At 72.9% G+C, this 13,401-nt stretch carries 14 protein-coding genes; 11 read left to right on the forward strand and 3 right to left on the reverse strand.

All coding sequences use genetic code 11. The annotated features are described in order from the left end of the window. Positions 1 to 7 precede the first annotated feature (7 nt). From EDD29_RS13515 to EDD29_RS13555, 9 genes are all read left to right on the forward strand, one after another. Complete coding sequence (locus tag EDD29_RS13515; RefSeq protein ID WP_123664735.1) at positions 8 to 709, forward strand: 4-carboxy-4-hydroxy-2-oxoadipate aldolase/oxaloacetate decarboxylase; 702 nt, start codon at positions 8 to 10, stop codon at positions 707 to 709. Next, positions 706 to 1,488: a DUF1932 domain-containing protein gene (locus EDD29_RS13520; RefSeq protein ID WP_123664736.1), complete on the forward strand. Its 783-nt coding sequence runs from the start codon at positions 706 to 708 to the stop codon at positions 1,486 to 1,488. The genes EDD29_RS13515 and EDD29_RS13520 overlap by 4 nt, the downstream gene beginning before the upstream one ends. Continuing rightward, a complete protein-coding gene (locus EDD29_RS13525) occupies positions 1,485 to 2,561 on the forward strand; it encodes a 4-oxalomesaconate tautomerase (RefSeq protein WP_123664737.1) in 1,077 nt (358 codons plus the stop codon). The genes EDD29_RS13520 and EDD29_RS13525 overlap by 4 nt, the downstream gene beginning before the upstream one ends. 18 nt (positions 2,562 to 2,579) lie before the next feature. Beyond that, a complete protein-coding gene (locus EDD29_RS13530) occupies positions 2,580 to 3,533 on the forward strand; it encodes a VOC family protein (protein ID WP_246052749.1) in 954 nt (317 codons plus the stop codon). A gap of 118 nt (positions 3,534 to 3,651) precedes the next feature. Then, positions 3,652 to 4,320, forward strand: coding sequence for a GntR family transcriptional regulator (locus tag EDD29_RS13535; RefSeq protein ID WP_123664738.1), 669 nt, complete (start codon positions 3,652 to 3,654; stop codon positions 4,318 to 4,320). A 242-nt stretch (positions 4,321 to 4,562) separates the two neighbouring features. Beyond that, positions 4,563 to 5,513, forward strand: a complete 951-nt coding sequence (locus EDD29_RS13540) for an ABC transporter substrate-binding protein (RefSeq protein ID WP_123664739.1) — start codon at positions 4,563 to 4,565, stop codon at positions 5,511 to 5,513. An 8-nt stretch (positions 5,514 to 5,521) separates the two neighbouring features. After that, a complete protein-coding gene (locus EDD29_RS13545) occupies positions 5,522 to 6,334 on the forward strand; it encodes an ABC transporter permease (RefSeq protein ID WP_211359705.1) in 813 nt (270 codons plus the stop codon). Further along, on the forward strand, positions 6,331 to 7,113 hold the full coding sequence (locus tag EDD29_RS13550; protein ID WP_123664740.1) for an ABC transporter permease: 783 nt from the start codon (positions 6,331 to 6,333) through the stop codon (positions 7,111 to 7,113). Before EDD29_RS13545 ends, EDD29_RS13550 begins: the two co-directional genes overlap by 4 nt. Positions 7,114 to 7,115: 2 nt before the next feature. Next, on the forward strand, positions 7,116 to 7,922 hold the full coding sequence (locus EDD29_RS13555; RefSeq protein WP_123664741.1) for an ABC transporter ATP-binding protein: 807 nt from the start codon (positions 7,116 to 7,118) through the stop codon (positions 7,920 to 7,922). Positions 7,923 to 7,970: 48 nt separating this feature from the next. Here the strand turns inward: EDD29_RS13555 and EDD29_RS13560 are convergent, their stop codons facing one another. Both EDD29_RS13560 and EDD29_RS13565 read right to left on the reverse strand, forming a co-directional pair. Continuing rightward, a complete protein-coding gene (locus tag EDD29_RS13560) occupies positions 7,971 to 10,115 on the reverse strand; it encodes an Rv1355c family protein (RefSeq protein WP_123664742.1) in 2,145 nt (714 codons plus the stop codon). Next, on the reverse strand, positions 10,115 to 10,822 hold the full coding sequence (locus EDD29_RS13565; protein WP_123664743.1) for a hypothetical protein: 708 nt from the start codon (positions 10,820 to 10,822) through the stop codon (positions 10,115 to 10,117). Before EDD29_RS13565 ends, EDD29_RS13560 begins: the two co-directional genes overlap by 1 nt. A gap of 239 nt (positions 10,823 to 11,061) precedes the next feature. Between EDD29_RS13565 and EDD29_RS13570 the strand changes: the two genes are divergently transcribed. Both EDD29_RS13570 and EDD29_RS13575 read left to right on the forward strand, forming a co-directional pair. Beyond that, positions 11,062 to 12,486, forward strand: a complete 1,425-nt coding sequence (locus EDD29_RS13570; protein ID WP_123664744.1) for an MFS transporter — start codon at positions 11,062 to 11,064, stop codon at positions 12,484 to 12,486. Further along, positions 12,467 to 12,730, forward strand: a complete 264-nt coding sequence (locus EDD29_RS13575) for a hypothetical protein (protein WP_123664745.1) — start codon at positions 12,467 to 12,469, stop codon at positions 12,728 to 12,730. Before EDD29_RS13570 ends, EDD29_RS13575 begins: the two co-directional genes overlap by 20 nt. Here EDD29_RS13575 and EDD29_RS13580 read toward each other — a convergent pair. Further along, positions 12,727 to 13,329, reverse strand: a complete 603-nt coding sequence (locus tag EDD29_RS13580; protein WP_123664746.1) for a TetR/AcrR family transcriptional regulator — start codon at positions 13,327 to 13,329, stop codon at positions 12,727 to 12,729. The two genes, EDD29_RS13575 and EDD29_RS13580, sit on opposite strands and share 4 nt — an antisense overlap. Between the last annotated feature and the right edge of the window lie 72 nt (positions 13,330 to 13,401).

Here is a 13,401-nt window from a genome sequence, read left to right on the forward strand (position 1 = left end):
GGCGGACATGGCAGGGCACTACGTCGTACGGAACATCACCCGGCCGGACGCCGACGTCGTCGCGGGCCTGCGCGAGGCGGGCGTCGCCACGGTCCACGAGGCGATGGGCCGCGTCGGGCTCGTCTCCCCGGAGGTCGTCCCCCGGCAGAACGGCTCGGCGATGGCCGGGCCCGCGGTCACCGTGGCGAGCCACCCCGGCGACAACCTCATGATCCACGCGGCGGTCGAGACGTGCCGTGAGGGCGATGTCCTGGTCGTCACCACGACCTCTCCGTCGACCGACGGCATGTTCGGTGAGCTCCTCGCGACCTCGCTGCGCGCCAGGGGCGTCGTCGGACTGGTCACGGACGCGGGCGTCCGCGACATCGCCGAGCTGCGCGCGATGGGCTTCCCCGTCTGGGCGCGCGCGATCAGCGCGCAGGGCACCGTCAAGGCGAGCCCCGGCTCGGTGAACGTGCCCGTCGTGTGCGGCGGGCGGCTGATCCGCCCCGGCGACGTCGTGGTCGCCGACGACGACGGGGTCCTCGCCGTCCCGGCGGCCACCGCGCCCGACGCGCTCGCCAAGGCGCGCAAGAGACTCGCCGCCGAGGAGGGCAAGCGCAAGCAGTTCCAGGAAGGCGTCCTGGGCATGGACATGTACGGCCTGCGCGAGCTCCTCGACAGGCTCGGCGTCGAGTACGTCGACGACCTTCCCGAGGACTTCCGGTGACGCCGCACATCGCGTTCCTCGGTCTCGGCGAGGCGGGCTCCGCCATCGCGGGCGGCCTGTCCGCGCGGGTCACGGGCTACGACCCGGTTTGGGACGGCCGCCCCTCGCCGTTCACCGCGGCGGCCACCCCGGCCGAGGCCGTCGCGGGCGCCCAGGTGATCGTCGCGCTGACGGCCGCGGTGGACGCCCCCGCCGCGCTGGAGTCCGCGCTCGGCCACACCGCGGAGGGCGCGGTCTACCTCGATCTGTCCACCGGCGGCACCGACCTCAAGCGGGAGCTCGCCGACACCGCCGCCGCGCACGGCCTGCTCTTCGCCGAGGGCGTCCTCATGGCCCCGGTCCTCCGGCTGCGCGAGCGCACCCCCGCGCTCGCCGCCGGGCCGGGCGCGGCGAAGGCCGCGGGCGTCCTGACGTCCTGTGGCATGGACCTGACCGCGCTGGGCGCCCGGGTCGGCGAGGCCGCCGCCCGCAAGCTCCTGCGCAGCATCGTGGTGAAGGGCCTGACCGCCCTGATGGTCGAGTCCCTGCGCGTCGCCGAGTCCGAGGGCCTGGGCGACTGGTGCTACGACCACCTCGTGGAGACGCTGACGGAGCTCGACGGCGACGTCGTCGCCAAGCTCCTCGACGGGACGGTCCGGCACAGCGTCCGCCGTGTCGAGGAGATGGAGGCCGCCGCCGCCATGGCCAAGGCCGCGGGCGAGTCCGGCGCGATGGCCGAGGCCACGGTCGAGATCCTGCGGACGGTCCCGCTCCGGGGCGTGCCGAAGGCGGCGCCATGACCCTGGGAATCCCCTGCATGCTGATGCGCGGCGGTACCTCCAAGGGCGCGTACTTCCTCGCGGAGGACCTGCCCGCGGACGCCGCGGCCCGCGACGACCTCCTGCTCCGCGTCATGGGCTCGCCCGATCCCCGCCAGATCGACGGGATCGGCGGTGGCCACCCCCTGACCAGCAAGGTCGCCGTGGTCTCGCCCTCCGCCGATCCCGAAGCCGACCTGGACTACCTCTTCCTCCAGGTCCAGGTCACCGAACCGCGGGTCTCCGACCGGCAGACCTGCGGGAACCTCCTCGCCGGAGTCGCCCCCTTCGCCCTGGAACGCGGCATCGTCCCGATCGACGGGGACACCACCCGCGTCCGGATCCGCATCCGCAACGGAGGCGGCCTCGCCACCGCGACGGTGGACACCCGCGACGGCGCGGTCCGCTACGCGGGGGACACCCTCATCTCGGGCGCCCCCTTCCCGGCGGCCCCGATCACCCTGGACTTCGCCGGGACCGAGGGCTCCACGTGCGGGGCCCTCCTGCCGACCGGCGAGGTCCGCGACGTCGTCGCGGGCGTTCCGGTGACCTGCGTCGACAACGGCATGCCCGTCGTCGTCGTGGCCGCCGCCGCGCTCGGCGCCACGGGCTACGAGGAGCCCGCCGCCCTGGAGGCGGACGAGAAGCTGACCCGGAAGGTCGAGGAGATCCGGCTCGCCGCGGGCGAGCTGATGGGCCTCGGCGACGTCGGCACGACCACCGTGCCCAAGGTCTCGCTCGTCGCCGCGCCCCGTGACGGCGGCACCCTGTGCACGCGGACCTTCATCCCGCACCGCGTCCACGCCTCCATCGGCGTCCTGGGCGCGGTGTCGGTCGCCACCGCGGTCCTCCTGGACGGGTCGGTGGCCGCAGAGGCGGCCGGGCCCGTACCGTCGGGCGGACCCTTGCGGATCGAGCACCCCACCGGCTTCTTCGACACCTCGGTCGAGGTGACCGGGAGCGGCACGGACCTACGGGTCCTGCGCTCCGGCGTCGTGCGCACCGCCCGCAAGCTGTTCGACGGCGCCGTCTGGCCCCGCCGCCCCCAGGCCTGAACCAGAGGAGACACCCCCTTGCAGCCCGAAGGATTCCGCGACCTCGCCCATCTGGGCTCGGTCGAGCTCTACACCGCAGTGCCCGAGGAGACCCGGGACTTCTTCGTCGACCTGATGGCGATGAAGGAGGTCCACCGGGAGGGCGACTCGATCTACGTCCACGCCTGGGACGACTACGAGGCGTACACCGTCAAGATCACCGGCCGGGAGCAGGCGGGGATCGGCCGCACGTATCTGCGCGCCTCCAGCCCGGACGCGCTGAGCCGCAGGGTCGCGGCGGTCGAGGCGGCCGGGCTCGGCGACGGCTGGCGCGACACCGAGTACGGTCTCGGCCCCGTCTTCCACTGCCGCGACACCGACGGCCACGAGCTCGGCCTCTACTTCGAGACGAAGCGGTACGTGCCGACCGAGGAGCACAGGCCGTCGCTGAAGAACCAGGCGTCCCGCTTCCCCGGGCGCGGCGCGAACGTGCGCCGGCTCGACCACCTCAACTTCCTGGCGGCCGACGTGCCGGCCGCGTCGGACTTCATGTTCGGGACGCTCGGGGCCCGCGCCACCGAGCGGATCGTCACCGACGCGGGCGAGACCGCCGCGATCTGGTACTCCATCAGCGACAAGTCCTACGACGTCGTCTACACCTCCGACTGGCTCGGCGCGCGCGGCCGGCTGCACCACGTGGCGTTCGCGACGGACACCCGCGAGGACATCCTGCGCGCCGCCGACGTCTTTCTCGAGGCCGGGATCCACATCGAGACCGGTCCGCACAAGCACGCCATCCAGCAGACGTTCTTCCTGTACGTCTGGGAACCGGGCGGCAACCGGATCGAGCTGTGCAACGCGGGCGCCCGGCTGATGCTCGCGCCGGACTGGGAGACCATCACCTGGACCCAGGCCGAGCGGGCCAAGGGCCAGGCGTGGGGGCTCAAGACGATCGAGTCGTTCCACACGCACGGCACGCCCGTGATCACCTAGCGGTCCACTCGGCGATCAGCGGCACAGGGTCCGCACCTATAATGTCGACAACTTCGGTCACCGTGCGTCGGGCCTCCGGCGTGCGGTGCCGCGCTATCTCGGCGAGGAGAGCAGACGGATGAACGCGGGTGATCCCCGGGAGCTTGTGGCGAAGATCCGTCGCGCCGTGCTCGACGGGCAGTTCGCGGCGGGCCAGCGCCTTGTGGAGTCCGAGCTGTGCGAGCTCTACGACGTCAGCAGGTCCACGGTGCGCCAGGCGCTGCGCGAACTCCTCGCCGACGGCCTGGTCGAGGTGCAGCGCAACAAGGGCGCCAGGGTCCGGGTGATCTCCACGGCCGAGGCGGTCGAGATCACCGAGGTCCGGATGGTGCTGGAGGGCCTGCTGGCGGCCAAGGCGGCCGAGCGGGTGACGCCCGGGCAGGCCGAACGGCTGCTGGAGATCCGGCGCGCGATGCGCGAGCGGGTCGAGGGCCATGACCCGCTCGGGTACTCCGACCTCAACGCGGTGCTGCACGCGCTCGTCCAGGAGATCGCGGGCCAGGACACCGCGCGCACGATCCTCGCCCGCCTCCAGGGCCAGCTCGTCCGCCACCAGTTCCGGCTCTCGCTCCAGCCCGGCCGCTCCACGGTCTCCCTCGTCCAGCACGAACGGATCATCGACGCGATCGTCGCCCGCGACCAGGAGGCCGCCGAGGCGGCCATGCGCGCGCACCTGCGCGACGTCATCACCCAGATCTCGGGCTTCACCCCGCCCCCGTCACCCACGGGCGTCCTCTCCCGATCCTGATCGATAGGCCCCTGAGCAGGGGTTCCCGCGACCGTCGGACGTTCCGCGCCGGCGGTCGCGCAGCCATGCCCGAGGATCTCCGTGGCGTCCGATTGTGGATACGAGGTTGGCGCATTAGTTGGTGTGCAAATCGTTGACAATCTGGTCGGCACATTCGTAGCATCAACGGCACCACCCGGCCGAGCCCTCGGGGAGGCACGGCCCACGCTCCACACCCCATCCCGACCTCATGGAGCAGCACCGTGAAAAGAATCAGCGCGGCCCTGGCCGCCTTCTCCCTTCTCGCCCTCACCGCCTGCGGCGGCGAGACCGCGACCAAGGACGCGTCCGGCGAGACCACCGTCAAGGTGAGCGTCATCCCCATCGTCGACGTCGCGCCGATCTACCTGGGCGACAAGCAGGGCTTCTTCAAGGAGCAGGGCCTGAAGCTGGAACTCGTCTCCGCGCAGGGCGGCGCCGCGATCGTCCCGGCCGTCGTCAGCGGCCAGGTGGAGTTCGGGTTCAGCAACTTCACCTCCCTGCTCATCGCCAAGTCCAAGAACCTGCCGCTCAAGGTCGTCGCGCCCGGCGCGGGCTCGACCGGCGCGCAGGGCAAGGACTTCGGCGGCGTGCTCGTCAAGGCCGACAGCCCCGTGAAGACCGCCAAGGACCTCGCGGGCAAGAGCGTCGCGGTCAACACCCTGAACAACATCAACGACACCACGGTCCGCGCCTCGATCAAGGCCGCCGGCGGTGACGCCTCGGGCGTGAAGTTCACCGAGCTGGCCTTCCCCGACATGCTCGCCGCGCTCGACAAGGGCGACGTGGACGCCGTCCAGGTCGTCGAGCCGTTCCTGGCGACCGGACTCAAGGCCGGAAACCGGCTCGTCGCCTCCAACTACGTCGACACCGCGCCGAATTTGACGATCGCCGGCTACTTCACCTCGGAGCAGACCGCCGAGGCGCAGCCGGAACTCGTCACGAAGTTCACCGCGGCCATGCAGAAGTCGCTGAAGTACGCCGCCGACAATCCCGACGCGGTGCGCCAGATCCTGCTGACCTACACCAAGATCGACGCCGCCCTCCTCCCCGACCTGACGCTGCCGAACTTCCCCGCCGAGGTGAACAAGGACTCGCTGGACACCCTGGCGGCCCTCGCCGTCCAGGACGGGCTGATCGAGACCGCCCCCGACACCGCCGGGCTCCTGCCGTGAGGTCGGCGGTGACGGCGGACGCGCCGGGCCGGGGCGGACGCCGTCACCGCCCCCTGCCCGCCTGGGCGCTCGGCGCGCTCGGGCTGGCCGGGCTCGTCGCCACGGTCGAAGCGGCACCGCGGATCGGCCTGGTGGACGAGCGGTACCTGCCGCCGTTCAGCGCGATGGCCGCCGCGCTCGCCGAGCAGACCGGGCAGCGCGAATTCTGGGTCTCCCTCACCGAGACCCTGCGCGGCTGGGCCCTGGGCCTGGTCCTCGCGACCCTCGCCGGGGTGGCGCTCGGCCTGCTCGTCGGCGCGCTGCCGCCGCTGCGGGCCGCGCTGACCTCGACCATCGAGTTCCTGCGGCCGATCCCCTCGGTCGCGCTGATCCCGCTCGCGGTGCTGCTGTTCGGCACCGACATGCGCTCGACCCTTCTCCTCGTCGTCTACGCCTCGTTCTGGCAGGTCCTCGTACAGGTCCTGTACGGGGTGCGCGACGTGGACCCGGTCGCCCGCGAGACCGCGCGCTCGTTCCGGTTCCGGCAGTTCACCCGGATCCGGACGGTGCTCTGGCCGACCGCGCTGCCGTACGCGATGACCGGGTTCCGGCTCGGCGCGGCGGTCGCGCTCATCCTGGAGATCACCGGCGAGCTGGTCATCGGCTCTCCGGGACTCGGCGCGCAGATCGCGGTCGCCCAGACGTCAGGGGCGGTCGCCGCGATGTACGCGCTCGTCATCGTCGTCGGGCTCATCGGGGTCGCCGTCAACGCCGCGGCTCGCGCCGCGGAACGCCGGGTGCTGCGCTGGCACCCGTCCGTCCGCGGAGAGGCGGTCGCATGACGCTCCGGAACCTCGCGGCCCGGGCCGTCGCGCTGATCGCGGTGCCGGTCCTGCTCGTCGCGCTCTGGTGGGCGACGACGGAGAGCAGCACCGACGTCTTCTGGCCGCCGCTCAGCACCATCCTCGGCGAGTTCGCCGACACCTGGTTCACCGGGCGGCTCACCTCCGACGTGCTGCCCAGCCTCGTCCGCCTGCTCACCGGCTACGTGCTCGCGGTGGCGCTCGGCGTCGGCCTCGGCGTCGCGATCGGCTCGTTCCGGACGCTGCGGGGCGTGCTGGAGCCCGTCCTCGAGTTCTTCCGGGCGATCCCGCCGCCGGTGCTCGTGCCCGTCCTGATGCTCTTCGCCGGGATCGGCGACGGGATGAAGGTGCTGGTCATCGTGTCCGGCTGCGTCTGGCCGGTACTGCTCAACACGGTCGAGGGCGTCCGGGGCCTGGACGAAGTCCTGCGGGACACCGCGCGCTGCTACCGGATGCGCCCGGCGACCCGGCTGCTCCGGCTGGTGCTGCCCGGGGCGTCGCCGCAGATCTGCGCGGGCGCCCGGCAGGCGCTGTCCATCGGGATCATCCTCATGGTGATCAGCGAGATGTTCGCCGCGAGCAACGGCGTCGGCTTCACCATCATCCAGTTCCAGCGCACCTTCGCGATCCCGCAGATGTGGACCGGGATCATTCTGCTCGGCCTCATCGGCATCGTGCTGTCGGCGCTCTTCCAGCTCGTGGAGGCACGGGCGCTGCGCTGGTACACGGGCCTGCGCAAGGTGCAACGAGAGGGTTGACCATGACCACCGACATTTCCGCCGCGCCCGCGCTGCTCGACGTCCGGAACCTGAAGAAGGTCTATCCGGGACGGGGCGGCGGCGTCGAGGCCGTCGGCGACCTGACCTTCTCCGTCGAGCGGGGCGAACTCGTCTGCATCGTCGGACCGTCGGGCGCGGGCAAGACGACGCTGCTCAAGTGCGTCGCCGGCCTGCTGGACGCCACGGGCGGCCACGTCGTGCTGCAAGGCGACCGGGTGAAGGGCCCGCCGCCCGGCATGGCCGTGGTGTTCCAGGAGTACGGCCGTAGCCTCTTCCCGTGGATGACCGTCCGCCAGAACGTGGAGTTGCCGCTCAAGGAGAAGCGGGTTCCCAAGGCCGAGCGCAAGAGGCTGGTCGAGAGCGCGCTCGAGGCCGTCGGCTTGGCCCACGTCCACGGGTCGCACCCTTGGCAGCTGTCGGGCGGCATGCAGCAGCGGGTCGCGATCGCCCGCGCCGTCGCCTATGAGCCGCAGATCCTGATCATGGACGAGCCGTTCGCCGCGGTCGACGCGCAGACCCGCGCGGACCTCGAGGACCTGGTCCGCTCTCTCTGGCGGCGCCTCGGTGTCACCGTCCTGTTCGTCACCCACGACATCGACGAGTCGGTCTACCTCGGCCGGCGCGTCATCGTCCTGTCGAACGCGCCGACCGTCGTGCTCGCCGAGGTCGCGGTCGACCTGCCGGAGGAGCGCGACCAGCTCGGCACCCGCTCACTGCCCCGCTTCGCGGAACTTCGCAGCGAGGTCTACCGCCTGATCCAGCAGGCCAAGACGGGCGCCCGCCCCTGACCCCCGTCCTCCCCCACCCGGGAGGACGGGACCGCGCCCTCCGGGCCGTCACGGCCGGGGGGAGCGGTTCCCCGCCGGTCGTCTGCGAAGGCTGCGGGCGGTGGCGGGGGAGGCGTGGGAGAGGCGCAGGACGAGGGCGACGGCTTCGGTGGGCGGGACCGCCAGGAGGGTCAGGAAGCGGTCGCGCAGGGACGCGAGTTCGGGCGCGAACGCCGGGGCGGCCGCGGCGATCTCGGCGGGGGTGGCGGCGTAGAGGAAGACGGGGGAGACGGGCTGGACGGCGAGGCCGTGGCGGTCTGCCTCGATCCAGACGCGCTGGACCGCGGCGCCGGCCTTCACATAGTCGGTGAGGCCGGGTGCCGGGCCGTCGAAGCCGAAGCAGACGGCCAACAGGGCCGAAGAGGCACGGATCCGGCCCAGGGTGTACGCGCCGAGGGCGGCGCCGCCGCCGAAGGCGTGGACCCTGGCCATGACGTCCGGGCGGCCCACGACGCCGAGCGTCGCGAGCTCGTCCGGGGCCAGTTCCATCGTGCGCAGGTCCAGGCCGGTCTCCAGGTCGTCCTGCGGACCGCGCAGTTCGGCGAACATCTCGGCGTGCAGGGCGGGGGTCAGGTAGCGGATCCGGTCGGAGGCGGCCAGCAGCGTCGCCGCCTCCGCCAAGCCGTCGGTGATCGCGCGGATCGTGCCACCTGCCGCCCGCGCCGCCTGTGCCAGGGCCTCCAGGACCTCCGGAGCGAGCACGCCGCCGCCCGGACGCCGGTTGGTGTGGCGGGAGAGGACGTGGGGGAGGTCGCGGGCCAGGTCGGGGTCGGTTCGGGTGCCCCAGTGGAGGGTGGCGGTCAGTGCGGTCGGGCCCTCCGTGATCTCGGTGTGGCCGAGGAGCCCGTAGGACGCGGCGGCGATTCGTGCGTTGTGCAGGGCGGCGCCGATGGCGATGGCGCTGCCGCGGTGGCCGGTGTCCATGGCGGTGGTGGCTTTCGGGTCGAGTTCGATGCGGAGCGCGTCGTCGTTCGTGGTGATGGTCCAGGGCTGGACGTTGCCGCCGGACGGGGCGAGGCCCGCGCAGACGGCGACCGCTTCGGCGACCGGGAGTTCCGCCAGGTCGGCCGCGGTCGGGGGCGCGGCCGCGGCGGCTGCGCTCCAGTCCGGCGCGGGCGGGGCGACCGGGACGGCCAGCTCGTCGAGGGAGCGCTCGACGTCGACCCTTGTGCGTCCGGACGGCAGCGGCCGCTCCAGGCCGATACGGCGCACGGCCGCCGCGACGGTGGCGCCGCCGAGCTGGACGTCGCCGCCGAGCTGCGGCCAGCTCGACAGGGTCCGGTCGATCTCGACGAGGCTCGCGGCGGCGTCGGCCGACATGCCCTGGGCGTCGACGACGCGCAGCACGTACGGGGCCTTCTCCCGGGTCGACAGGCCGTTCAGCTCGGCCCGTCCGACGCCGTCGAGCAGGCCGTGGAAGGGCTCACGGTCCGGCTCGAGGTCGTAGCGTTCGACGTCCAGGAGGCCCCGGTCGCTGGTCTCCATCAGCAGCGGGATCCGGTACCGGCGTGCCGCCTCGCGGACGGCGAGCTTGACGTCGAGGGAGTCGCATTCCTCCACGACGATCGACAGGCCGGCGAAGAACGCGTCGATCACCTCGTCGGTGATGCCCGTGGGCAGAACGGTGACGGGTAGGTAGGGGTCGAGTTCGGCGATCCGCCGGGCCGTCACCACCGCCTTGTCGAGGCCGAGGTCGAACAGGGTCGCCGGGACTCGGTTGAGGTTGGCGAGTTCGAGGGTGTCGAAGTCGGCGAGGCGGAGTTCGGCGCAGACGCCCTCCAAGGCGAGGGTGTGCGCGATGGCGTGGCCGACGCTCTGGCCGACGACGCCCACGATCAGCGAGCCGAGCCGGTCCTGCTCGTCGCGGGTGAGCTTGTTGCGATTGCGGTCGAGGCGGACCAGGCGCAGGGTGCGCGGGCCGGGCAACGCGATGAGGCTCCGCCGCCACGGGTAGTGCACCCACCGATCGGCCTCCGGACCCTCCCCGGTCTCGGGACGATCGAGCAGCCCGGCGGCCTCCGCCCGGATCCGCTCCCGCAGGTCCCGCACCTCCAGGTCCCCGCGCGAGCGGAGGCCGTCGAGCACGGAGCCGTCGCGGGCATCGGACGGGTCGAGGATCAGCGGTCGGTACTCCTGCTCGTCGGTGTCGGTCATCAGAGGCCGCCTCGGCTCGTCGTCTCGGTCGCGGATCGGATCAGTTGCGCGCGTTCGTCGTCGATCAGCGCGGCCTGGTCGGGCAGCGCCGTCTCCCGGTAGGAGAGCAGGTCCCACCACAGCGGGACGGTCTTGTACCGTTCGTCCGGGTACGGCACCGGCGACACGTTCGCCGCGACCTCCGCGCCCGCGTCCAGGTACCGGGTGAGGGAGTGGTCGGAGGAGGTCAGCAGGCTGTAGCGGACGCCGTGCAGCCAGGCCCCGTGCGCCATGCAGCGGGACAGGGCCGCGCTCAGCCCGGGCAGCCGTCTGCCCCGGTCGGTCCAGCCCGCCTTGAGCTCCACGATTCCGTCGGCGAAGCGGGCGGCGAGCGCGTCGCGGAACTCCTGCTCGCCGGGCCGCCCGGCCCACGCCCGCAGCGCGTGCACGTCGTCGAGCCGCCGGTACGGCCAGAGGACCCTCGCGCCTCCCACCACCTCGCCTCGCGGGTCCATGGCCACGGCGAAGTACGACGTCGTCCGGCCGTCGCGCACCCCCGGATACTCCACGGCGGCCTCCACCCCGAAGGACCGGTATGCCGCCAGGACACCGGCCAGGCAGCGTTCCCACAGTTCCGGCCAGGCCGCGGGCTCCCCGAAGCGGAACACGCATCCGCTCACCGCGTCCTGGAACTCGGCCGCTCTTCCGACGCCGAAGCGCCCGTCCATGCAGACTCCCTGAGAGTGCGGATTCCCCAAAGCAAGCGCCCGTTCTCCTGTCTTCCTACGTGGCGCAAGTTGCGATCGCGGGGCGAACGAAAGTCGGCGCCATGAACGACTCCGGGTGGTCGCGGCAAGGGGATCCGGGGCCGGGGCTAGAAAAGGGAGGGTCCCTCAGGTTAAGGTTCCGAGGCATAAGGTGAGGGTGCCTCATCCTCGTGTCGCAGGGCTGTGGAATCGGAGGGTCGATGACCGCTGAGAGTGCTACCGACAGGGCGGGTGAGCCCCGCACGAGCGCGTGGGCACTGGCCCTCACCGCGATCGTCGGCGCGGAGTTCCTGCTGCAACTCGACGGCACCGTCGTGAACGTTGCGCTGCCGACCCTGCAATCCGATCTCGGCGTCGCCGTCGCCGAGGGCACGTGGGTGCCCAACGCCTTCTTCCTCGCCTTCGGCGGCCTGCTCCTGTTCGCCGGACGGCTCGGCGACGTGCTCGGGCACCGCCGCGTCTTCCTCACCGGCATCGGCCTCGTCGTCGCGGCCTCCCTCATCGCCGGACTCGCGCCCGCCTTCGAGGTGCTGCTCATCGGGCGCGTCCTGCAGGGCGCGGGCGCCGCGCTGGCCGGGCCGACCGGCCTCGCCCTGCTCGCCCAGGTCTCGGCCGACGACCGCAGGGAGCGGGCCTTCGGCCTGTACTCGACGGTCACCGGCCTCGGCGCCTCGGCCGGCCTGATCCTCGGCGGCCTGCTCACCTGGGCGGGGGACTGGCGCTGGAGCCTGCTGGTGAACGTGCCGCTCGGTCTCGCCCTGATCGCCGTCGCCGTGCGCGCGCTCGGCCTCCGCGACCCGCGGACCCGGACCCGTCCGCTCGGCCTGACCAGCGCCGTGCTGGTGACCGCGACGGTCGGCGCCGCCGTCTACGGCCTCGTGCACGCGGCGGAGGCGGGCTGGACGGACCCGTGGACGATCGCGGCGCTCACCGCGGCGGCGGTCCTCGCCGCGCTGCTCGTGTTCTCCGACGCGCGCTCTCCGGAGCCCCTGCTCCCGCTGCGCGTCTTCGCCTCCCGCGAGCGCGCGGGCGCGGTGCTCGGCCTGCTGCTGCTCGCCGCCGTCCTCACGGGCTTCCTGGTCTACCTCGTCCAGTACCTCCAGACCGTGCTCGGCCTGGACGCCCTCCGCAGCGGCCTCGCCGTCCTCCCCTTCGGCCTCGCCCTCCTGGTCGGCACCCAGTTCCTCACCCGGCGCCTCAGCGGCATCGACCTGCGCGTCCGCGGCGTCGTCGGCCTGCTCCCCGTCCTCGCCGGCGTCGGCCGGCTCACCGCACTCGACGGCGACAGCACCTACCTCACCGGGATCCTCGCCCCGATCATCCTCATCGGCCTGGGCGTCGGCGTCGCCATCATCCCCTTCAACATGATCGTCCTCACCACGGCCCCCGCCGAGTACGCGGGCGTCGCCGCGGGCCTCCTCCAAACCGCCCTCACCATCGGCGGCTCCCTAGGTCTGGCCCTCCTGCTCGTGCCCTACGCCGGCCCGGGCGGCCCCGCCGAGAACATCTCCGCCGTGTTCACCGCGGCCTCCGCCCTGGTGCTCCTCGCCCTGCTCATCACCCTGCTCGCCTGGTTCGGCCCCCGCTCGCCGCGCACGAGACAGAGTGTCAGCGGGCGTTCGTAGGCTGCCGGGGGATCTCCAGGCGCCCCGCGGTGTCCTCCGCGCGGTCGCCCGCGGGTACGCGACGGACGTCGTCCCGGTGTTCCGCACGCTGTGGGAGGACTCGAACAGGGGTCCGGGGCGACGCGCCGCGCGGCCGGTCGCTCCGGTCCTGGACCAGGCGGAGGCCCGGCCCATCGCGGTCGGGGCGGTGCCGACCGGCACCGACGCGATGAAGGCCGGCGCGGTCGCGGCGCCGACGGGCTAGGAGGGCGGGAGGGTGATGCCTTCCAGGGCGAGGCGGAGCATGCGGGTGGAGCCGTCGTGGCCTGGGGCGGCGTTCTCGCGGATCCAGGCGGCGGCGGTGAGGAGGTCGAAGAGGTCGGTGGGGGTGAAGTCGGGGCGGACGGTCCCCGCGGTGTGGGCTCGGGTGAGGAGGCGGGCACCGCTTTCGTGCATGGCGGCGCACATGGCGTGGGAGGGGGTGCCCTCGTCGTACATGCTGCGGGAGAGGATGCCGACGAGGCCGCGGAAGACGCTGAAGTGGCGGACGGCGTGCGTCATCCACTCCTGGAGCGCCGGGAGGGGGTCTTCGGCCTCGGTGAGGCGGGTGGCCTCGGCGACGAGGGAGGCCAGGCCCTCGCGGGTCGCGGCCTCCACGAGGACGGCGCGGGTCGGGAAGTGGCGGTAGAGGGTGCCGATGGCGACGCCCGCGTGGGCCGCGATGTCCTCGAGGGACGCTTCGGAGCCGTCGGCCTCGAACGCGGCGCGGGCGGCGGCGAGGATCGCGTCGTAGTTGCGGGCGCCGTCCGCGCGCTTGGGGCGCCGGGCTATGTAGGGCGCCGCCTCCGCGGTGGATCCGGCCATGGCGCCCCTCCCGTGCCGCCCGCCGGTGAAGGGTGAGACGCCCTCGGCGCGGGCGGAACCTGAGGGCGTCTC

It is taken from the genome of Actinocorallia herbida (genome assembly GCF_003751225.1).
GTDB classification, from domain to species: domain Bacteria; phylum Actinomycetota; class Actinomycetes; order Streptosporangiales; family Streptosporangiaceae; genus Actinocorallia; species Actinocorallia herbida.